Annotated in this window: 21 protein-coding genes; 18 read left to right on the forward strand and 3 right to left on the reverse strand. The window is 35.6% G+C overall.

Going from position 1 to position 20606, the window contains the following annotated elements; translation table 11 throughout:
• Positions 1-21 precede the first annotated feature (21 nt).
• Positions 22-978, forward strand: a complete 957-nt coding sequence (gene metF, locus B2145_RS05065; protein ID WP_291099127.1) for a methylenetetrahydrofolate reductase [NAD(P)H] — start codon at positions 22-24, stop codon at positions 976-978.
• A gap of 280 nt (positions 979-1258) precedes the next feature.
• Positions 1259-1618, forward strand: coding sequence for a hypothetical protein (locus tag B2145_RS05070; RefSeq protein ID WP_291099130.1), 360 nt, complete (start codon positions 1259-1261; stop codon positions 1616-1618).
• A gap of 142 nt (positions 1619-1760) precedes the next feature.
• Here B2145_RS05070 and gldA read toward each other — a convergent pair whose 3' ends face one another.
• Positions 1761-2660, reverse strand: a complete 900-nt coding sequence (gene gldA / locus B2145_RS05075; protein ID WP_291099132.1) for a gliding motility-associated ABC transporter ATP-binding subunit GldA — start codon at positions 2658-2660, stop codon at positions 1761-1763.
• A 157-nt stretch (positions 2661-2817) separates the two neighbouring features.
• On the opposite strand from gldA, the gene B2145_RS05080 reads away from it, so the two are divergent.
• The 16 genes from B2145_RS05080 (at position 2818) to queA (ending at position 19187) form a co-directional block, all read left to right on the forward strand.
• Complete coding sequence (locus B2145_RS05080) at positions 2818-3738, forward strand: M20/M25/M40 family metallo-hydrolase (protein WP_291099134.1); 921 nt, start codon at positions 2818-2820, stop codon at positions 3736-3738.
• 368 nt (positions 3739-4106) lie between these two features.
• A complete protein-coding gene (locus tag B2145_RS05085; protein ID WP_291099137.1) occupies positions 4107-4934 on the forward strand; it encodes a prephenate dehydratase in 828 nt (275 codons plus the stop codon).
• A 51-nt stretch (positions 4935-4985) separates the two neighbouring features.
• Complete coding sequence (locus B2145_RS05090; RefSeq protein ID WP_291099140.1) at positions 4986-6179, forward strand: aminotransferase class I/II-fold pyridoxal phosphate-dependent enzyme; 1194 nt, start codon at positions 4986-4988, stop codon at positions 6177-6179.
• Positions 6179-7099, forward strand: a complete 921-nt coding sequence (locus B2145_RS05095; RefSeq protein WP_291099143.1) for a prephenate dehydrogenase — start codon at positions 6179-6181, stop codon at positions 7097-7099. Before B2145_RS05090 ends, B2145_RS05095 begins: the two co-directional genes overlap by 1 nt.
• Before the next feature lie 76 nt (positions 7100-7175).
• Complete coding sequence (locus B2145_RS05100) at positions 7176-8258, forward strand: bifunctional 3-deoxy-7-phosphoheptulonate synthase/chorismate mutase type II (protein ID WP_291099146.1); 1083 nt, start codon at positions 7176-7178, stop codon at positions 8256-8258.
• A gap of 105 nt (positions 8259-8363) precedes the next feature.
• Entirely contained in the window at positions 8364-9032 is a 669-nt protein-coding gene (locus tag B2145_RS05105; RefSeq protein ID WP_291099148.1) for a hypothetical protein, read from the forward strand.
• A 163-nt stretch (positions 9033-9195) separates the two neighbouring features.
• Complete coding sequence (gene rsgA, locus B2145_RS05110; protein WP_291099151.1) at positions 9196-10173, forward strand: ribosome small subunit-dependent GTPase A; 978 nt, start codon at positions 9196-9198, stop codon at positions 10171-10173.
• An 84-nt stretch (positions 10174-10257) separates the two neighbouring features.
• The gene (gene dtd / locus B2145_RS05115) at positions 10258-10710 is read left to right on the forward strand and encodes a D-aminoacyl-tRNA deacylase (protein WP_291099154.1); all 453 of its coding nucleotides are present in this window, start codon (positions 10258-10260) and stop codon (positions 10708-10710) included.
• 124 nt (positions 10711-10834) lie between these two features.
• On the forward strand, positions 10835-11431 hold the full coding sequence (locus B2145_RS05120) for a Panacea domain-containing protein (protein ID WP_291099157.1): 597 nt from the start codon (positions 10835-10837) through the stop codon (positions 11429-11431).
• Positions 11432-11434: 3 nt separating this feature from the next.
• Complete coding sequence (locus tag B2145_RS05125) at positions 11435-11878, forward strand: hypothetical protein (protein WP_291099160.1); 444 nt, start codon at positions 11435-11437, stop codon at positions 11876-11878.
• A gap of 65 nt (positions 11879-11943) precedes the next feature.
• Positions 11944-15213, forward strand: a complete 3270-nt coding sequence (locus B2145_RS05130; RefSeq protein ID WP_291099163.1) for a type ISP restriction/modification enzyme — start codon at positions 11944-11946, stop codon at positions 15211-15213.
• A gap of 2 nt (positions 15214-15215) precedes the next feature.
• A complete protein-coding gene (locus B2145_RS05135; RefSeq protein WP_291099165.1) occupies positions 15216-15656 on the forward strand; it encodes a virulence RhuM family protein in 441 nt (146 codons plus the stop codon).
• Positions 15657-15669: 13 nt separating this feature from the next.
• The gene (locus B2145_RS05140) at positions 15670-16284 is read left to right on the forward strand and encodes a hypothetical protein (RefSeq protein WP_291099168.1); all 615 of its coding nucleotides are present in this window, start codon (positions 15670-15672) and stop codon (positions 16282-16284) included.
• A gap of 66 nt (positions 16285-16350) precedes the next feature.
• Positions 16351-16677 (forward strand): nucleotide pyrophosphohydrolase, encoded by a 327-nt coding sequence (locus B2145_RS05145; protein WP_291099170.1) that lies wholly within the window; start codon positions 16351-16353, stop codon positions 16675-16677.
• A gap of 47 nt (positions 16678-16724) precedes the next feature.
• The gene (gene aroA, locus B2145_RS05150) at positions 16725-17972 is read left to right on the forward strand and encodes a 3-phosphoshikimate 1-carboxyvinyltransferase (RefSeq protein ID WP_291099172.1); all 1248 of its coding nucleotides are present in this window, start codon (positions 16725-16727) and stop codon (positions 17970-17972) included.
• A 165-nt stretch (positions 17973-18137) separates the two neighbouring features.
• Positions 18138-19187 carry a tRNA preQ1(34) S-adenosylmethionine ribosyltransferase-isomerase QueA gene (gene queA / locus B2145_RS05155; RefSeq protein WP_291099174.1) on the forward strand — a complete coding sequence of 350 codons (1050 nt, stop codon included), beginning with the start codon at positions 18138-18140 and terminating at the stop codon, positions 19185-19187.
• A gap of 115 nt (positions 19188-19302) precedes the next feature.
• Here queA and B2145_RS05160 read toward each other — a convergent pair whose 3' ends face one another.
• Complete coding sequence (locus tag B2145_RS05160; protein ID WP_291099177.1) at positions 19303-19950, reverse strand: hypothetical protein; 648 nt, start codon at positions 19948-19950, stop codon at positions 19303-19305.
• 5 nt (positions 19951-19955) lie between these two features.
• Entirely contained in the window at positions 19956-20201 is a 246-nt protein-coding gene (locus B2145_RS05165; RefSeq protein ID WP_291099180.1) for a hypothetical protein, read from the reverse strand.
• Between the last annotated feature and the right edge of the window lie 405 nt (positions 20202-20606).

Here is a 20606-nt window from a genome sequence, read left to right on the forward strand (position 1 = left end):
TTTAAACCTTAAACAAACAAAATGAAAGTAACACAGCATATAGAAAACGCACAAGGGAAAACATTGTTTTCTTTCGAGATAATTCCTCCGCAAAAAGGGAGAAGTATACAGGAATTATACGATAATATTGATCCGTTGATGGAGTTTAAGCCACCATTTATAGACGTAACGACTTCTCGGGAAGAGTATATTTATGTGGATAAAGGCAACGGATTATTGGACAAGAAATTGACCAGAATGCGTCCCGGAACTTTGGGGATTTGCGCTTCCATAAAACATAAATACCAAGTGGATACTGTGCCACACTTGCTTTGTGGAGGTTTTACAAAGGAAGAAACCGAGTATATGTTGGTTGATTGCCAATATTTAGGGATTAATAATGTAATGGCACTTCGTGGTGATGCGATGAAAGACGAACAGTCTTTTGTCCCAAAAGAGGGAGGGAATAATTATGCTTCTGAATTAGTGAGTCAAATTTACCAACTAAACCAAGGGAAATACTTGCACGATGTGATGGATGTGGATAACAAAGCTGATTTTTGTATTGGCGTTGCGGGTTATCCCGAAAAGCATTTAGAGGCTCCATCCTTGATTTCAGACTTAAAAAGATTGAAAGAAAAAGTAGATGCCGGTGCTGATTATGTTGTCACCCAAATGTTTTTTGACAATGCAAAATACTTTGAATTTGTTGCCAAAGCCAGAGAAATAGGAATCACGGTTCCGATTATACCTGGAATCAAACCAATAGCAGTGAAAAGACATTTGCAAATTCTACCACAGATTTTCAGAATCGACTTGCCGGAAGACCTGATAAACGCTGTCGAAAAATGCAAAACCCCTGCTGATATAAGACAAGTTGGCGTGGAATGGGCAATCCAACAATCGCTGGAATTGAAAGCTGCCGGTGTTCCCGTTTTGCATTATTATTCTATGGGAAAATCAGAAAACATTAGACAAATAGCGAGTAAGGTTTTTTAGGGATTTATAACGAACCATTTTCAATCAGACTTGACAGGTTTTTAAAACCTGTGAGGTCTTTTTTCATTCCTACTCTCTACAAACTTGTCATTCCGACGAAGGAGGAATCTCTGTTTGTTGCTCTCGTAATTTAGATTTCTCATTCTTCGAAATGACAAACTCATTTCAAACCATATAGATTTTTACCTCAATTAACGCACTTTATTTTGTTTTTGCGTACCTTTAAGTCACTCAAATCGTTAGTTTTTATAAGAGTAAACCAATCTTAAAATCAAAATAAATGAAAGAGAAAGCAAAATGGACTCGCATCATTTACATCATTGGCGTTGTTGCCTTGTTAATTGGTGCCATCGATCCTTTGGAAGGGTCAGTTTTAATAATGGCCGGCAGCGCGCTTCTTGCTTTGTCAGCTTATGTGACGAGCGACAGACATTCGAAAATTTTCACGGCATCACTGATACTGATTGTTATTGGAGTGGTTTTTATGTTTTATTTCTCCTCACTTGGCGGTTTTGGAGGGACGTCGACACTGTCGCGGTGGTGGAGTTTATTGATACTTCCATTTCCGATTGGTTGGCTGATAATTATTACGGTATTAATTAGGAGAGCTATTGAAAACAAATCTCAAAAAGTTGCATAAAAAACAGATTAGTTTTTCTAAAGGTTTCGGGTTAAATGAGTTTTTTTGTCACATCGAGCGCAGTCGAGATGTAATGGTGGTTCTCGACTGCGCTCGAACTGACAATCCGAATAATCTGTAAACTGCGACTGAACACTGAATACTATTTTTTGGTAATTTCCCTGAAAACAGCTTCCAGATTTTTATTCTTCTGATTGAGTTGTAGCGTTTTCAAACCATTGGCATTGGCAAAATCAAAAACCGCGGGACGCATATCTTTGTCTGCCTTGAAAGTCAATTCCCAAATCATGTCGTGGGTGTTCTTGTAGGAAGTCAGATTCTCGATTTTGGCAATCAATTGTTCTTCGACTTTATAATCAAATTCAACTTCGATTACTTGTTCTTTTTCGGCTGAAATTAAGTTATCCAGTTTCTTGTCGGCAACAATTTTTCCGTTATTGATGATGATGACGCGGTCGCAAATTGCTTCCACTTCCTGCATAATATGGGTAGAAAGAAAAACGGTTTTGTTCTTACCCACGTTTTTAATCACGTTTCTGATTTCGACCAATTGGTTTGGGTCTAAACCCGTTGTAGGTTCATCCAATATCAAAACATCGGGATTGTGCAATAAAGCATTGGCAAGTCCCACACGCTGGCGAAAACCTTTGGACAATTGTCCTATTTTCTTGTGACTTTCGGTGGATAAACCGGTAAGTTGAATCGCTTCTTCGATTCGGGATTTCGCTACTTTATAGACATCGGCATTGAAAGCCAAATATTCCCGCACGTACAAATCCAAGTACAACGGATTGTGTTCCGGCAGATAGCCGATTGATTGTTGCACAGACTTGGCTTGCGTGTTAACATCGAAACCATTTACCGCCGCGGAACCTTCATCGGCAGCAATATACGTGGTCAATATTTTCATCAAAGTCGATTTTCCGGCGCCATTTGGCCCCAAAAAACCAACGATTTCCCCTTTTTTGACAGAAAACGAAATGTTGTCGAGTGCTTTTTGGACACCGTAACTTTTCGATATGTTATTTACTTCTATTGACATGGCGTATTTATTTGTAGCAAAAGTAAACAGAAAAAGGATTGATTTATTGTTTTTTTATAACCTTTGTCAAAGTTCAAAACTTTGACAAAGGTTGATGTCATTACCAATTAGATTTCTATATTTACCAATATTCTATCACTCAAAATTAAACTAAAATATGAATAAAGGAAGTTTACTGTTTTTTCTCTTTCTGGGACTTTTCGTTCAAGCACAGGAAAAACCAACGATTCAAAAGCAAGAAATCGTAAGAATTGAAACCAAATTGGCTTCAGACAAGATGGAAGGAAGAGCCATTTTTACGCCGGGAATTGATTCGGCTTCTGCTTTTATTGAAAATGAATTTCAAAAAATAGATCTTTCCTATTTCAAGGATTTAAAAAAATATAGACAAGAATTTGTTGTCAAAGGAAAGGCGGCAAATAATGTAATTGGCGTACTTCCAGGGAAATCAAAACCTGATGAGTACGTGGTTTTTTCGGCTCATTATGATCATTTGGGAATTATTAAAAATGGGGAAGACAAAATTTTTAACGGAGCCAATGATGATGCTTCGGGAACTACTGCCGTAATAGCTTTGGCAAAGTATTTTAAGGAATTAAATCAAAACGAAAGAACGATTGTGTTTGTGGCCTTTACCGGTGAAGAGGTGGGCGGTTTTGGCTCGAAGTTTTTTTCGGAAAACATAGATTCCAACAAAGTTGTGGCTATGTTCAATATCGAAATGATTGGGACAGAAAGCAAATGGGGCAAGAATTCGGCTTACATAACCGGTTTTGAAAAATCCGATTTTGGAACAATCTTGCAGGGAAATTTACAAGGCTCTAATTTTAATTTCAATCCAGATCCTTATCCACAAGAGCAACTTTTTTATCGTTCAGATAATGCAAGATTGGCTGCTTTGGGTGTGCCGGCCCACACTATTTCTACTTCTAAAATGGATGTAGAGCCCAATTATCATAAATTGACTGATGAAGTTTCAACCTTGGATTTGGACAATATGACCGAAATTATAAAATCAATTGCAATCAGCTCGCAAAGTATTATAAACGGAGGAGACACACCTACAAGAGTGAAATAGATAAACAGCAATTTTTTTGTTTAAAATATAAGGACTTATCGACTTAAAGACGCTCAAACGCAGTTGCTTAAATGTGATTTTTAGAGGCGGTTTTTGAATATTACATAATAAAAAACAGGTTTTACCGAGAATTCTTTTTTTGTTCAATAAAATATGTCTTTTTTTTTGGTTGGCAGAAAATTATTTATACATTCGCAAAGAATTTATTAAAAAACAGAATCAAAATGTCCAATAACCGTTTTTATTTTAGCAATACTTACTACTTCTTTTTTAGGAAGTAAGGATTGTCTATGGTTATTTGAAAAACAAGAAACAAATAAAACTAATATACAATCCTGATGAAAATCAGGATTTTTTTTTGAGTATTTATGAGCACAACAATTGCAATTCAAGGTATAAAAGGATCTTTTCACCATCAGGTGGCACAAGAATACTATTCTCAGAATGTTGAGGTAGACGAATGTCTGTCATTTGAAGAATTGGTTGATAGTTTAATGTCGGGAAAATCGGATGAAGCGGTTATGGCGATTGAGAACTCGATTGCTGGACCAATTATCCCAAATTATGCTTTGATAGACAAGAATAATTTGCACATTATTGGCGAACATTACTTAAGCATTCATCAAAATTTGATGGCTCTAAAAGGTCAAAAAATTGGGGATATACAAGAAGTACATTCTCATCCAATTGCTTTGTTGCAATGTATGGAGTTTTTGAAAAAGCATCCACACATAAAAATTGTCGAGGATAAAGATACGGCTGAAACGGCACGAAGAATCCACGAAAATCAATTGACAGGAATTGCGGCAATCGCCAGCAAAACGGCTTCGGAAATGTATGATTTGGAAATTTTGGCTCCAGAAATTCAAACGATTAATAATAATATGACGCGATTTGTCATTATTAAAAAGGAGAATTCATTTGTGTCGAAAGAAGAAATAAACAGAGCTTCCTTGAAATTCGAATTGGATCACAAACGCGGAAGTCTGGCTGCTGTTTTGAATGTAATGAGCGATTGTAAGCTGAATTTAACCAAAATTCAATCCTTGCCAAAAATTGAAACACCTTGGAAATATTCATTTTTTGTAGACGTGACTTTCTCCAACTATGAGGATTATGCAAAAGCAAAATCATTAATGGAAATTATGGCAGAATACTTCAAAGTATTGGGCGAATATAAAAATACAAAACCGTAGTAAGTCATAAAGTTCAAAGTCATAAAGTCGAAAGAATTTTAAAATAAGAAAATGATCAAAACAGCAAAAAGGCTAGATATAATTGAAGAATACTATTTCTCCTCTAAATTGAGAGAAGTCAGACAACTGGCTTCTGAAGGGAAACCAATCATTAATATGGGAATTGGAAGTCCGGATTTGAGACCTTCTCAAGCAGTTATTGATGCCGTTGTTTTGGCAATGCAGGAGGAAAATGCACATCAATATCAAAGTTATCAGGGATTGCCGGAATTGAGAAAAGGGATGGCTGATTTCTATCAAAATAACTTTAATGTTGCGTTGAATCCTAACACGGAAATTTTGCCTTTGATGGGTTCCAAAGAAGGAATTATGCATATTTCACTGGCTTTTTTGAATGAAGGAGATCAGGTTTTGATTCCAAATCCAGGATATCCAACGTATACTTCGGTGACGAATTTGGTTGGAGCGGTACCCGTTTATTATGACTTGAAAGAAACGAATAATTGGGAACCTGATTTTGAAGCTTTGGAAAAATTGGATTTATCGAAAGTGAAAATTATGTGGATTGGTTATCCGCATATGCCAACAGGAGCGAGAGGAAGTTTGGAATTGTTTGAAAAGTTAGTGGCTTTCGCCAAAAAACATACTATATTATTGATCAATGACAATCCGTACAGTTTTGTTTTGAATGACAACCCAATGAGTTTGTTGCAAGTTGAAGGAGCAAAAGAAGTAGCGTTGGAATTGAATTCCTTGTCAAAAACCTTCAATATGGCAGGTTGGCGAGTGGGAATGGTTTTGGGAAATGCCGCTTGTATCGATGCGATATTGAAAGTAAAAAGCAATATGGACAGCGGAATGTTCTTCGGGATTCAAAAAGGAGCCATTGCTGCCTTGAAAAGTGATAAATCTTGGTTCGATTCGATGAATGGGATTTATAAAAAACGTAGAATACTAACCGAACAATTAGCCGAAAAACTGGGTTGTAAAGTGTATAAGGAAGGCGTTGGATTATTTGTTTGGGCAAAATTGCCGGACGGAATTACATCGGCAGAAGATTTTATAGATAAAATATTATACGAGAAATCGATTTTTATAACGCCGGGAACAATTTTTGGCAGTAATGGCGAAGGTTACATCCGATTTGCATTGTGTGTAAAAGAGGAAAAAGTACAAGAAGCAATTGATAGATTCCTCCCCAACCCCTCCGAAGGAGGGGCTTTGAGCAACAAAAAGAGCAACTAATGGATAAAAACAAAACAAATACATCTCCGGTTTCGGCTCCCTCTCCTTTGGAGAGGGCTGGGGAGAGGATTTTCGTAATAGGTATAGGATTAATAGGAGGTTCAATGGCATTGGACATCAGGTCACTGCATCCAGAAGCTACTATTTATGGGATTGACAATAATGAAAGTCATTTGGCGGAAGCCTTGGCTTTGGGAGTTATAGATGCAGCTGCGACATTTGAAGATTTGGTAGATGCCGATTTCGTTATTGTTTCGGTTCCCGTGGATATTGCGCTTACAGTTTTGCCAAAAGTTTTGGATTCTATTGGATTGAATACGATTGTTTTTGAAGTGGGTTCTACCAAAACACCAATTTGCGAAGCAGTGGCAAATCATCCTAAAAGAAGGAATTTCATTGCAACGCATCCAATTGCGGGAACTGAATTTTCGGGGCCTTCAGCAGCGATAAGAGGATTGTTCGAAGGCAAGACCAACATTATTTGTGAAGTGGAGAAAACGACTTTCAAATTACAGGAAAAAGCATTGGAGTTGTTCAAAAGTATGGGAATGAGAATCCGATATATGGATCCAAAATCGCACGACAAGCACATTGCATATGTGTCGCATTTGTCCCATATCAGTTCGTTTATGCTTGGAAAAACGGTGATAAATAAAGAAAAGGACGAGCAGGATATATTTGATATGGCGGGTTCCGGTTTTGAAAGTACGGTTCGTTTGGCCAAAAGTTCACCCGCAATGTGGACGCCTATTTTTAAACAAAATAACAAACAAGTGGTAAAAACATTGGAAGAATATATTTCCAATTTATCCAAGTTCAAGGAATTATTGGAGAACGAAGATTACGATGCGATTTACGACGAAATGCAAAGTGTGAATAAAATAAAAGAAATATTAAACGGAATGAATAGTAAAAAGTAGGCGGTATTCAGTTTACAGTTAAAAAGAACAACACAATCAAAGAACAACACAATAAAAAAATAAATAATTAGAAAAGATGGAAAACAAGAAAGAAATGAGAAACTGGTTGAACGAATTCAATTTGACTCATCCATTTGTGATAGCAGGACCTTGTAGTGCTGAAACAGAAGAACAAGTATTGAAAATTGCTCACGCATTGAAAGATTCTGATGTTAGCGTTTTTAGAGCTGGAATATGGAAACCAAGAACGCGTCCGGGAGGATTTGAAGGTGTTGGAGAAATAGGTTTGAAATGGTTAAAAAAAGCAAAAGCAGAAACAGGATTGCTAATGGGAACCGAAGTTGCCACCGCTGCACACTGTAAATTGGCTTTAGAAAATGATATCGACGTTTTATGGGTTGGTGCTCGTACAACTGCAAATCCGTTTGCGGTTCAAGAGATTGCCGATACTTTGAAAGGGACGGATAAAATCGTATTGATTAAAAACCCGGTGAATCCAGATATGGCTTTGTGGTTGGGTGGTGTTGAACGTTTGTATGCTGCTGGAATCAAGAATTTAGGAGTGATTCACAGAGGTTTTTCTACTTACGAAAAAACAAAATACAGAAACATTCCAGAATGGCAGATTGCTATCGAATTGCAAAATAAATTCCCTGATTTGCCTTTGATTATTGATCCATCACATATTACAGGAAACCGCGATATGATTCTTGAAGTGACTCAAGAGGCGTTGGATTTGAATTATGACGGTATGATTATCGAAACACATAATGATCCGGACAATGCTTGGAGTGATGCTGCACAACAAGTGACTCCTGAAGCTTTGCTTCAAATTTTCAAAGATTTGAAAGTAAGAAAAGTGAGCGGTGATACAGATGAGTTTGCAAACAAAATGACAAAATTGAGAGCAAACATCGATGTTTTGGATGCTAACTTATTGGATTTGTTAGGAAAACGTATGAAAGTAGCTAACGAAATTGGTCAAGTGAAAAAAGACAATAATGTGGCTGTTTTACAAAGTAATCGTTGGAATGAAATCCAAGAAAAAATGATCGCTGAAGGTGGAAAAAAAGGATTGACCGAAGAGTTTATCGTTAAGTTATTCAAAGATATTCACCAAGAAAGTATTGGTCACCAAGAAAAAATATTGAATTCATAATCAAGATTTATTTATTATAAAAAACCCTATATTTTCATAAAAAAGTGTAGGGTTTTTTTCATATCATGCAGTAAAATACAATATTAATATTTTAAATTCAATTTAATGAAAAAACAGTTATCAATTGTTTTTAAAAACAATTTTAAAATCATTTTAAGTTTCGTGTGTTTAATGTTGTCCTTTTTAGGATATTCACAAGAAAAACAAATATTTGAAAGTCCAAAATTAAAAGAAATTATTGCGATGCATAAAACAGTAGCTATTTTGCCTTTCAAAGCAAACATTGGTTATAAAAGGATACCTAAAAATTTTAGTGCAGAAGGGAACAAAGACGAAGAAGAAAAATTAGGATTAAGTATGCAATCAGGACTTTATACATACCTATTGAGAAAATCTTCCGACTTTACAGTTGAAGTTCAAGACGTTGACAAAACAAATGCTTTGTTGAAAAAAAATGGTTTATTTGATAAATTAAGCGAGTTATCAGGAGACGAAATCGCAAAAATTTTAGGAGTTGATGCTGTAATAAAATGTTCTTATACCTACGAAAAAACAGGTAGCGAAGCTGGAGCAATTGTGAAATCATTGCTTATAGGTTTTGGGACAGGGAAAGTTGCAACAGGAGAGTTGACGATGCAAATAAACGATGGAAAAGATGGTGGTTTAGTATGGCGTTTTTACAAACAAATGGCAGAAGATGTTATGAGTTCACCAAGTGCTATGATGGAAAGAATGATGAGAAAAGTAGGTCGAAATTTTCCTTATCAGAAATAATTTATTTAAAATTAAATTATCAAAAATATTTGGAATAAAAAAAGGTTGCTTTAAAATAGCAACCTTTTTTTGTGAACTAAAGTGACAAACGTTTTACCTTTGTCGAAACTACAGGTTTTAGATCTGAAATCTAAAATCCTAAATCTAAAATCCTAAATCTTCTATGACAGGAATCGTTTATAAATCCACAGGAAGTTGGTACACCGTAAAATCCGAGCAAGGCGATTTTATCGAATGTCGTATGAAAGGTAAATTCCGAATTAAAGGAATCAAAAGCACCAATCCTATTGCGGTGGGCGATATCGTGGATTATGAACTCGAAGAAACTTCGGATACTGTTACGGGAACCATTCACAAAATTCACGAAAGAAAGAATTATATCGTTCGAAAATCGGTGAACTTATCGCATCAAATGCATATTATCGCATCGAATATTGATACCGTTTTTCTTTTGGTCACCATCAATAATCCGCCAACAACTCCTAATTTCATTGATCGTTTTCTGGTAACTGCCGAAGCGTACGGAATAGAAACCGTTTTGGTTTTCAATAAAATTGACACTTTTGATGATGCTACATTAGACGAACAGTTGTATTTGCAACATATTTATGAAAATATTGGTTACAAATGCCTTCGCGTTTCTTCGACCCAAGGAAAAGGAATTGATGAATTAAAGGAATTGATGATTGGGAAAGTAAGTATGTTTTCCGGTCATTCTGGCGTGGGGAAATCAACTTTGGTCAATGCTTTGGAACCATCTTTGCACCTAAAAACAAAGACGATTTCAGAAGCAAGCAAGCAAGGGCAGCACACCACCACTTTTGCCGAAATGTATGATTTGAGTTTTGATGCTCGAATAATCGACACGCCGGGAATAAAAGGTTTTGGGATTGTCGATATGGAGAAAGAAGAAATTAGTGGTTATTTTCCGGAGTTTTTCAAGTTGAAGGGTCAATGCAAATTCAACAATTGTTTACACAAAGACGAACCGAATTGCGCCGTAAAACAGGCATTGGAAAAAGACGAAATTGCCTGGTCACGCTACAATAGTTACCTAAAAATTCTGGAAGGCGACGATGAAAATTATCGCACGGATTCCTTTGATGAAGATCGAAAAGCAAGTGATGAAACGAGGAAATAATTGGTCAAATGTCTAAAGTCTTAAAGTCAAATGTTTTGTGATTTTCGGCTTTCGACTTTCGACTTTCAAACTTTAAAACATAAAATGAAAGCAGTAATCCAAAGAGTTTCCCAAGCCTCAGTGACCATCGACAATAAAATTGTGGCCGAAATTCAAAACGGATTGCTTGTTCTGCTTGGCATCGAAGATGCCGATAATCAAGAAGATATTGATTGGCTGGCTTCAAAAATCGTCAATATTCGAATTTTTGGAGATGAAAATGACGTGATGAATTGGTCAGTCAAAGAAACCAATGGCGATATTATCGTGGTAAGCCAGTTTACGCTTCACGCCTTGACCAAAAAAGGGAATCGCCCGTCCTATATCAAAGCTGCAAAACCCGAAATTGCCATACCGCTTTACGAGAATTTTGTGCAACAACTGGAAAACGAATTGGGCAAGAAAGTGCAGACTGGAATATTTGGCGCCGATATGAAAGTGGCATTGATTAATGATGGACCGGTGACTATAATTATTGACAGTAAAAATAAAGGATAAATCAAGATTGTTTTGTAATGATTTTTTTGTAATTTTAACTATAATTAGATAATTCATATTATCTTTGCAGTCCTTAATTAGTTTATGTTTTTGAAAATCAACATTTTAGCTATTTTGTAAAACTATGACAATCAATAATAAATATTCACGTAATCAAATTGATAAACTAGGAAATGGTTTAATTTATTTGATAGAAAAAATGGGATTCCTTCCAAAGACAAGTTTGTTGAAACTTGTGTATATTTTGGATGAATATTCTGTAAAAAAAAGAGGTTTTCCAATGTTCAATTTACAATATGAAATTTGGAAATATGGACCAGTTTGTCAAGATTTATATATTGAATTCAATGATGGGGCTTCATTATTAAAGGATTACATCAAATCTGAAGTTGTTAATAATTCAACTCACGTTTCTCCAATAAGTAGTTTCAATGATGATGAGTTTTCAGATTCAGATATTGCTATTTTTGACGAAATTGTAACTACTTTTTCGGGTAAAAATACCAATTATCTGGTTGATTATACTCATCAAAAAAATTCTCTTTGGTACGCAACGGCCAAAAAAAATGGTGTTTTAGAAGCTTTGCTAAATGAAGAAATCAATGCTACCGATTTTAAAATTGATTTTGCAGATTTAGTAGCTCACGATCAAAATAAATTGGCATTCTATAATGACCATTTAGAGTTTTTAAACTTTACAGCATCTTTAAATCAAAGGTAGAAGATGTTCGAAAAAGGAAATCTATTTTACTTCAAAGATTATATTTTTAAGAACGGGAACGAGCCAAAAAACAAATTCTTTCTAGTTTTAAAAACTATTGAAAATGGTTTTGTTGCAGCTATTTTGCCTACAAAGGTAGAGTCACTTCCAGCTAATATTGAAAAAAATCACGGTTGTATTTCTTTTCCTGAAAAATGTATTTGTTGTTATTATATACCTAAAGATATTGTTGTAACGGATAAAGGATTTTCTTTCCAATTGGACACTTACTTGTATGCTCAATATGTTTTCGATGAAACAGAAACCAATTTGCTTTCAACCTATCAAATAGAAGATATTGAATTTAAAGGAAAATTAATTGACGATGAATTTGATAAAATTATTCATTGTTTTTCAAATTCAATATTACTTCCAAGGAAATTTAGAAAAGATCAATTTAAATTATAAGAAACACCTCACTCAAGGTGTTTTTTTATTTTCCAATTCTTTACATTTGTTTAAATTCAACTTCAATGACATTAGAGCAATACATTCAAAACATTAATTTAGCTTACAAAAGAGGAAGTGCGACGGAACATACCTATCGTGGCGACTTAAAGCAACTAATCGAGAGTATTGTCATAGATGTTGCTGCAACCAATGAACCCAAAAGACAGCAATGTGGAGCGCCAGATTATATCATCACTAAAAAAGATATTCCTGTAGGTTTTATTGAAGCCAAAGATATTGGCGATAAAGATTTGGCAGGAGCAAAAAAAACAGGAAACAAAGAACAATTTGACCGTTATAAAAACTCGCTGAACAATTTAATTTTTACCGATTATTTAGATTTTCATTTGTATATCGATGGCGTTTTTATCACAAAAATTGCCATTGCAGAAATCCAAAACGGAACGATTTTTTCATTACCCGAAAACTTCGCCACTTTTACAAATCTCATTAAAGATTTTTGTGTTCACATAAGCCAATCCATCAAAAGCTCCAAGAAACTGGCTGAAATGATGGCGGGAAAAGCGCGTTTACTTGCCGATATTATAGAGAAATCTTTGCTTTCTGACCAAGAAACTCAAGAAAATTCTACATTGAAAGACCAAATGAACGCTTTCAAAGAAATTCTTATTCACGACATAACGCCAAAAGGATTTGCAGATGTTTATGCCCAAACCATTGCTTACGGAATGTTTGCCGCCAGGTTGCACGACCCAACTTTACCCACTTTCTCCAGACAAGAAGCAGCGGAATTAATTCCAAAATCAAACCCTTTCTTGCGAAAACTGTTTGGCTACATTGCCGGACCAGATATTGACGACCGAATCAAATGGATTGTAGATTCTTTGGTCGAAATTTTCTTGGCGTGTAATGTTGAAGAAATCTTGAAAAACTACGGAAAGTCAACAAAAATGGAAGACCCCATCATCCATTTTTACGAAACCTTCTTGAGCGAATACGACCCAAAATTACGAAAAGCGCGTGGCGTTTGGTACACGCCAAAACCAGTCGTGAATTTTATTGTTCGTGCCGTAGATGATATTCTAAAAACCGAATTCGATTTGCCGCAAGGTTTAGCCGACAACAGCAAAACCAAGATAAAAATAGACCTTCAAGGCAAAAAAGTAGAACAAGAAGTTCACAAAGTGCAAATTCTGGATCCAGCTACTGGAACAGGAACTTTTCTTGCCGAAGTAGTAAAACACGTTCATAAAAAATTCAAAGGACAACAAGGTGTTTGGAGCAATTATGTAGAAACCCATTTATTACCCAGATTAAATGGGTTTGAATTGCTGATGGCAAGTTACGCCATGGCGCATTTGCAAATGGATTTATTACTCACGGAAACCGGTTACACTCCCCTCTCGAGAGGAGCTGGGGGTGTGTCACAACGATTAAAAATATATTTAACCAACTCTCTCGAAGAAAGTCACCCAGACACAGGAACTTTATTTGCCAATTGGTTGAGTAGCGAAGCTAACGAAGCCAATTTTATCAAGCGCGACACGCCAGTAATGTGCATTGTGGGAAATCCTCCGTATAGTGGCGAAAGCAACAACAAAGGCGAGTGGATTATGCAATTGATGGAAGATTACAAAAAAGAACCCGGCGGAAAGGAAAAACTGAAAGAACGAAACCCAAAATGGATAAATGACGATTATGTAAAATTCTTGCGTTACGGACAACATTATATCGAACGAAATGGCAGCGGTGTTTTGGCGTTTATCAATCCACACGGATTTTTGGACAATCCCACATTTCGTGGAATGCGTTGGAATTTATTGAAAACCTACGACAAAATTTATACGATTGATTTACACGGCAACAGCAAGAAAAAAGAAACTTCGCCCGATGGTTCTGCCGATGTTAATGTGTTTGACATTATGCAAGGCGTTTCTATCAACATTTTTGTAAAAACGGGCAAGAAAAAAGCCAACGAATTGGGACAAGTTTTCCATTATGATTTGTATGGGAAAAGAGATTTGAAATATGATTTTCTTTCTGAAAACTCATTAAAAAACATTGAATTTACAGAATTACCAAATGTTGCGCCAAATTATTTCTTTGCTAATAAAGATTTTGATGAGCAAAAAGGATATGATAAAGCATTTGCAGTAAACGAATTATTTAAGGTTAATGGTGTTGGAATTGTAACAGCGAGAGATAATTTTACAATTCATTCTACGAAATTAAATCTTCAAAAAACTATAGAAGAATTTTTAAGTTTAGATGATGAATCAGCCAGAAGAAAATTCGATTTAGGAAAAGATGTAAGAGATTGGCAAGTAAATTATGCTAGAAAAGATTTACAAAGCCATTATCCAAATGATAAAAAATTAATAAAAATATCATATAGACCATTTGAGGATAAATATACTTTTTACACTGGAAAATCGAAAGGATTTCATTGTTATCCAAGAAATGAAGTAATGCAGAATTTTGTAAATCGAGAAAACTTAGGATTAGCAACAATTAGGATTAACAAAGAAGATGAATTTAGTAGTGTGTTTATTACTAAGAATTTAGCAGATGCTAGATTAAGCGATAGATTTATGACATCAATTTATCCACTTTACCTTTATCCCGAAACCAACGGAGAACAATCCCTGTCAGGGTTTGAAACCCTGACAGGGATGAACGGGAGCGAAAATAACGCAACCCTAAAAAGAATCCCCAATCTAAACACCGAAATAGTAAACAAAATCGCAAGCAATTTAGGTTTAACTTTTGTTCCCGAGAAAGACACCTTTGTCAAAGTTTCAAACTTTGACAAAGGTAGTTTCGCGCCAATCGATATTCTCGATTATATTTATGCTGTTTTGCATTCGCCAACATACAGAGAAAAATACAAGGAATTCCTGAAAATAGATTTTCCAAAAATCCCCTATCCAAAAGACTCCAAAACCTTTTGGGAATTGGTAGAATTGGGTTCGCAAATACGAGAAATCCATTTGCTGGAAAGCGCAACAGTAGAAGATTATATTACTGAATTTAATATTGACGGCGATTGTGTGGTGGGGAAACCTCGATTTGAAATTAGCCCTATCAGGGTTTTGAACCCTGATAGGGTTGTCGGAAAAGTTTATATAAACGAAACCCAGTATTTTGAAAATGTTCCCGAAGTAGCTTGGAATTTCTACATTGGCGGATATCAACCCGCGCAAAAATGGCTCAAAGACCGTAAGGAACGCAAACTAGAATTTGACGATATTGCCCATTATCAAAAAATCATCGTTGCCTTGACAGAAACCGACCGATTGATGAAGGAGATTGATACAATAGCAATAGAATAGTTATGGATGAAGATTTAAAAAAGTTTGTATTATATACTGCTTCAAGCGGAGAAATATGCGTCGATGTTTTGTTGCAAAATGAATCGGTTTGGCTTTCACAAAAAGCAATGGCGTTATTGTTTGACTGTAGTACGGACAATGTTTCATTACACTTAAAAAATATTTTTGAAAGTAATGAATTAGAAGAAAATTCAGTTACCGAGGTTTTCTCGGCAACTGCATCAGATGGTAAAACCTACAAAGTAAAACATTATAGTCTCGATGCCATAATTTCTGTTGGATATAGAGTAAACTCTACTAAAGCCACACAATTTCGTATTTGGGCAACCCAAACTTTAAAAGAATATATTATAAAAGGTTTTGTGTTGGATGATAATCGTTTAAAACAAGGTCAAGCTATCAACCCTAACAGGGTTCGAAACCCTGTTAGGGTTGAAATTTAAAAGAAATAGTAAAATGGAAATAAAAGAACCCATACTTCCCGGAAATTACTACCACATTTACAATCGTGGTAATAATGGAATTGACATATTTCTTGAAAACGAGAATTACTATCATTTTCTTCGGTTGTATGATAAATACATAGAACCTATTGCCGAAACGTATGCTTGGTGCTTGTTGAAAAATCACTTTCATATCTTGGTGAGAATCAAAGAAAAAGTTGAAATAGAACAAGATGAGTTGACCTACACCACAACTGAAAAACCAAAAATCATTGACCCATCAAGACAGTTTTCGCATTTATTCAATGCTTATACGCAAGCTGTAAATAAACGCCATAATAGAACAGGAAGTTTATTTGAAACAACTTTTGAAAGAAAATTAGTTTCTTCTGAAAAGTATTTTCAACAATTGATTTTTTACATCCATAACAATCCAGTACATCACGGTTTTGTTACGAAAATGAGTTTGTACCCTTGGTCATCATATGGAACAATAATTTCGGACAAACCCACAAAACTAAAAAGAAAGGAAGTTGTTGAATTATTCGGAGATGTAGAGAACTTTATTTTTTATCACAATCAACAACAGAATTTGAATGAAATTATTGATTTTATAATCGAATACTAATCTTCCCAACCAACCCTGTCAGGGTTTGAAACCCTGACAGGGATAAAGGGTTAAATAAAAAAAACTATGAACCTAAAAAACTCCCAACTCGAAGTAGATAATTGGATCAAAGAACACGGTGTTCGCTATTTCAACGAATTGACAAATATGGCGCAACTTACCGAAGAAGTAGGCGAAGTTGCCCGAATTATTGCCCGTCGTTACGGAGAACAATCCGAAAAAGAAAGCGATAAAAACAAAGACCTTGGCGAGGAATTAGCCGACGTGGTTTTTGTGGTTTTGTGTCTCGCCAACCAAACCGGAATCGATTTGCAAGCCGCTTTCGACAAAAAATTGGACTTAAAATCGGTGCGGGATAAAGACAGACACAAAAACAACGAAAAATTAAAATAATTTAAATCTCTGTGTATCTTTGCGCTTCTTTGTGAAATAATTAAAAAATGAATTTACTACTACATTCTTCTCCCGAAAGCTTTCGGGACTGTAATCCACAGTCTGCAATCCAAATAACTGGCTCAAAATCCGAAAGCAACAGGTTGCTGCTGTTACAGGCTTTGTTCCCCAATATTACAATAGAAAACATATCAAATTCTGATGACAGCGAAGTGATGCAAATGGCTTTGAAAGGCAATGAGGAAATTATTGACATTCATCACGCAGGCACGGCAATGCGATTTTTGACCGCTTTTTTTGCCATACAAGAACACAGAACAGTGACTTTGACGGGATCTTCTCGTATGAAAGAACGACCAATCAAGATTTTGGTTGATGCTTTACAACAATTGGGAGCCAAAATAGAATATATAGAAAATGAAGGTTTTCCGCCAATAAAAATCACGGGTCAAAAACTCTCGCAAAATAAAGTTTCTTTACCGGCAAGCGTGAGTAGCCAATATATTTCGGCACTTTTGCTAATAGCGCCAAAACTTGAAAACGGAATAGAATTGAGGTTAGAAGGCGAAATCACATCTGTTCCCTATATCAAAATGACATTGGCCTTGCTGAACGAAATTGGTGTTGAAACATCTTTCGAGGAAAATAAAATTATTGTCACGCCGAGCGCATTCGAGGCGCCAAGACCTCAAACTTTGACTGTGGAAAGCGACTGGTCTTCAGCCTCTTATTTTTATTCTATCGCGGCTTTGGCCAATGAAGGAACAACAATTGCATTGTCAAGTTACAAAGAAAACAGTTTACAAGGCGATTCAGATTTAGTAGAAATCTACAAGAATCTTGGAGTAGAAACTATTTTTGAAAATAATCAAATTATTCTCAAAAAACAGAGCGGATTTGAACTTGCAACTTTAAATTTGGAACTAAACAAAACCCCCGACATCGCCCAAACCATTGTTGTAACCTGTTTAGGATTGGGAATTGGTTGCCATTTAACCGGTTTGCATACCTTGAAAATTAAAGAGACTGACAGGCTAGAAGCCTTAAAAACAGAAATGACGAAACTCGGAGCCAATATATCGGTGACCAATGACAGTCTAACGCTTCAGCCTTCGAGTCCAATCAATTCGAACGTGAAAATTGCCACTTATAACGACCACCGTATGGCAATGGCATTTGCGCCTTTGGCATTAAAAGTGCCAATAATTATCGAAAATGCCGAAGTAGTTTCAAAATCGTATCCCGATTTTTGGAATGATTTAAAAAGTTTGGGTTTTGAGATATTGCAAAAATAAAATCCGAGCAAATCTGCGTTGGCACATCCGTTTTATCTGTGTTCCAAAAAAATAAACATCGAAACACTTGACAACGCCTATCTTACAATCGTATATTTGCACACGATTTAAAATTATGAAAGAGAAAACGCATAATTTATAATTCATAACTCATAACTTTCTCAAATGAAATTATCACATTTTCAATTCAATTTACCAAAAGAACTCCTTGCTGAATATCCAGCCGAAAACAGGGACGAATCTCGTTTAATGGTTATTGATCGCCAAAAACAAACTATTGAACATAAAACCTTCAAAGATATTATCAATTATTTTGATGAAGGCGATGTGTTAATTCTGAACAATACCAAAGTTTTTCCGGCACGTTTATACGGGAACAAGGAAAAAACAGGAGCAAGAATCGAAGTTTTTTTGCTTAGGGAATTGAATGCTGAACAACGCCTTTGGGATGTTTTGGTTGATCCAGCTCGTAAAATCCGTATTGGTAACAAATTGTATTTTGGCAACGATGATTCATTGGTGGCCGAAGTTATTGATAATACAACCTCGCGTGGTAGAACATTGCGTTTCCTATATGATGGTTCTTATGAAGAATTTAGAAATAAATTGACCGAACTTGGTGAAACACCAATTCCAAAATACATCAGCAGAGACGTAACTCCGGAAGATGCGGAGCGTTACCAAACTATTTATGCCAAAGAGGAAGGAGCCGTTGCGGCGCCAACTGCCGGATTGCATTTCTCTAAACATTTATTGAAAAAATTAGAAATCAAGGGAATAAAATTTGCCGAAGTAACCCTTCACGTTGGTTTAGGAACCTTCAATCCTGTTGAGGTCGAAGATTTGTCAAAACACAAAATGGATTCCGAAGAATTGAAAATCACCCAGGAAGCCTGTGATATTGTCAATGAAGCAAAAGCAAAAAAGAAACGCATTTGTGCCGTGGGAACCACCTCTATGCGTGCCATAGAAAGTTCCGTTTCGTCACAAAGAACACTGAATCCTTTTGACGGTTGGACAAACAAATTCGTTTTTCCACCGCATGATTTTAGCTTGGCAACGTGTATGATTACTAATTTCCATACGCCAAAATCAACTTTATTGATGATGGTTTCTGCTTTCTGTGGACATGATTTAATGAAAAGAGCTTACGAAGAAGCCATCAAAGAAGGATATAAATTCTATTCTTACGGTGACGCAATGTTGATCATCTAGCACTATATTTTATCCCCCCTCTCCTTTGGAGAGTTCCGATAGCTATCGGAATGGGATGAGGATTACTAATCTCGCCAGCAATGGCGAGATTTTTTATTTATTAAAAGTTGGGTTGTTACTGTGCCACTTGTTTTAGCAAACCTTCAATATTGCCGGGTGTTGACATAATTTTAGTAAATGTTCCCATTGTTAAATCTGGAAATGAGAGTGCAATTCTATAACGACCATGAAGAATTTGAACTTTATTGCCTATTACCAAAACTTCATACGGAAGGAATGCCGTGTGTTTTGGCTTATTTGTATCGATAATTGGCATAAATTTACTTTCGCCATTCTCACCTGAAAGAGCAAAGCCATAAAGGGTTAATTCTCCGCCTGGAATAGAGACTTTGTAAACCATTTTTACATTAGGGATGCCTTTTTTAATTGATAAGTCAATTTTTGCGACAGCCGCATTGTGATTGCTAAAACTTCCTAGCTCTACAGTGTCATCAAAATAAGGCATTCCAAGCATATAATGGTATTTGCGCAATTCTTTAACTGACAATCCTTTTTTTGAACCAAATTGTTTTCCAACAAATGACCCACTGGCTTTCATGGCACTTTCTAAATGTTTGGATAATGTGGTATAGTAAGAAGAGACTTTGTCAAAATCGTTTCTAAAATAGGCATTTCCCCAATAAGCAGGATTTGTGTACGAAACAATTGTTTTCTCGTTTTCGCTGGTGATGCCAATTCGAAGCGTTGCGGCAAATCCGGTCAAACCGCCTATTTTTTTACGGCACTTTCAAGCTCAAGGGAACTAATAATTATTATCAATCGGTTTTTGTCGTTGGCTGGTTGATAATGACCCACTACTTTTAATCCATTTTGTTCGAGATTATCCAGTAAATTTTTATTGACGTTCGAAATGCTTTCGGTAGTTTCAAATCCTAAAATGTAGGGAGATAAATTTTGGGCAGAAACATAATGCAAAGGTAACAGCAACATTAAAATAATTCTTAAAATTTTCATGATATATAATTGGTTTTAGGTTTATATTGTTTTTTTTAAATATTTAGGTATCAGTTGTTGAATTCAAATTGTAAAAATTATAAATGCAGTTTATTGTTTCACAAATCAACTCTAAAAACAATAAATATGTGATCACAGATGCCACAAATTTAAAGACTGCCGTTACTGATTCTTATGATATATATCATGATTTTAAAATTATAACTTTCAACCAACCAAAATGGGGATATAAAAATATTGAGAACATTTTAAAACGGCACAAAAAGTATTTAATACCATTGGTTAGTATATTTTAGTCCAATCGTTATAGTATAATGCCGCTGTATATTTCATTTAGTTCCCTTTTTATTGGACTAATTTGAAATAACTACCGGTATTGTTATCGTTTTCTAGCATAAATTTTGC

Origin of the sequence: Flavobacterium sp. UBA5153 (genome assembly GCA_002413745.1) — a bacterium.
Lineage (GTDB): Bacteria > Bacteroidota > Bacteroidia > Flavobacteriales > Flavobacteriaceae > Flavobacterium.

Coding starts and splice junctions, on each gene's coding strand:
- metF (WP_291099127.1), top strand. CDS start 22: ATGAAAGTAACACAGCATATAGAAAACGCACAAGGGAAAACATTGTTT.
- B2145_RS05070 (WP_291099130.1), top strand. CDS start 1,259: ATGAAAGAGAAAGCAAAATGGACTCGCATCATTTACATCATTGGCGTT.
- gldA (WP_291099132.1), bottom strand. CDS start 2,660: ATGTCAATAGAAGTAAATAACATATCGAAAAGTTACGGTGTCCAAAAA.
- B2145_RS05080 (WP_291099134.1), top strand. CDS start 2,818: ATGAATAAAGGAAGTTTACTGTTTTTTCTCTTTCTGGGACTTTTCGTT.
- B2145_RS05085 (WP_291099137.1), top strand. CDS start 4,107: ATGAGCACAACAATTGCAATTCAAGGTATAAAAGGATCTTTTCACCAT.
- B2145_RS05090 (WP_291099140.1), top strand. CDS start 4,986: ATGATCAAAACAGCAAAAAGGCTAGATATAATTGAAGAATACTATTTC.
- B2145_RS05095 (WP_291099143.1), top strand. CDS start 6,179: ATGGATAAAAACAAAACAAATACATCTCCGGTTTCGGCTCCCTCTCCT.
- B2145_RS05100 (WP_291099146.1), top strand. CDS start 7,176: ATGGAAAACAAGAAAGAAATGAGAAACTGGTTGAACGAATTCAATTTG.
- B2145_RS05105 (WP_291099148.1), top strand. CDS start 8,364: ATGAAAAAACAGTTATCAATTGTTTTTAAAAACAATTTTAAAATCATT.
- rsgA (WP_291099151.1), top strand. CDS start 9,196: ATGACAGGAATCGTTTATAAATCCACAGGAAGTTGGTACACCGTAAAA.
- dtd (WP_291099154.1), top strand. CDS start 10,258: ATGAAAGCAGTAATCCAAAGAGTTTCCCAAGCCTCAGTGACCATCGAC.
- B2145_RS05120 (WP_291099157.1), top strand. CDS start 10,835: ATGACAATCAATAATAAATATTCACGTAATCAAATTGATAAACTAGGA.
- B2145_RS05125 (WP_291099160.1), top strand. CDS start 11,435: ATGTTCGAAAAAGGAAATCTATTTTACTTCAAAGATTATATTTTTAAG.
- B2145_RS05130 (WP_291099163.1), top strand. CDS start 11,944: ATGACATTAGAGCAATACATTCAAAACATTAATTTAGCTTACAAAAGA.
- B2145_RS05135 (WP_291099165.1), top strand. CDS start 15,216: ATGGATGAAGATTTAAAAAAGTTTGTATTATATACTGCTTCAAGCGGA.
- B2145_RS05140 (WP_291099168.1), top strand. CDS start 15,670: ATGGAAATAAAAGAACCCATACTTCCCGGAAATTACTACCACATTTAC.
- B2145_RS05145 (WP_291099170.1), top strand. CDS start 16,351: ATGAACCTAAAAAACTCCCAACTCGAAGTAGATAATTGGATCAAAGAA.
- aroA (WP_291099172.1), top strand. CDS start 16,725: ATGAATTTACTACTACATTCTTCTCCCGAAAGCTTTCGGGACTGTAAT.
- queA (WP_291099174.1), top strand. CDS start 18,138: ATGAAATTATCACATTTTCAATTCAATTTACCAAAAGAACTCCTTGCT.
- B2145_RS05165 (WP_291099180.1), bottom strand. CDS start 20,201: ATGAAAATTTTAAGAATTATTTTAATGTTGCTGTTACCTTTGCATTAT.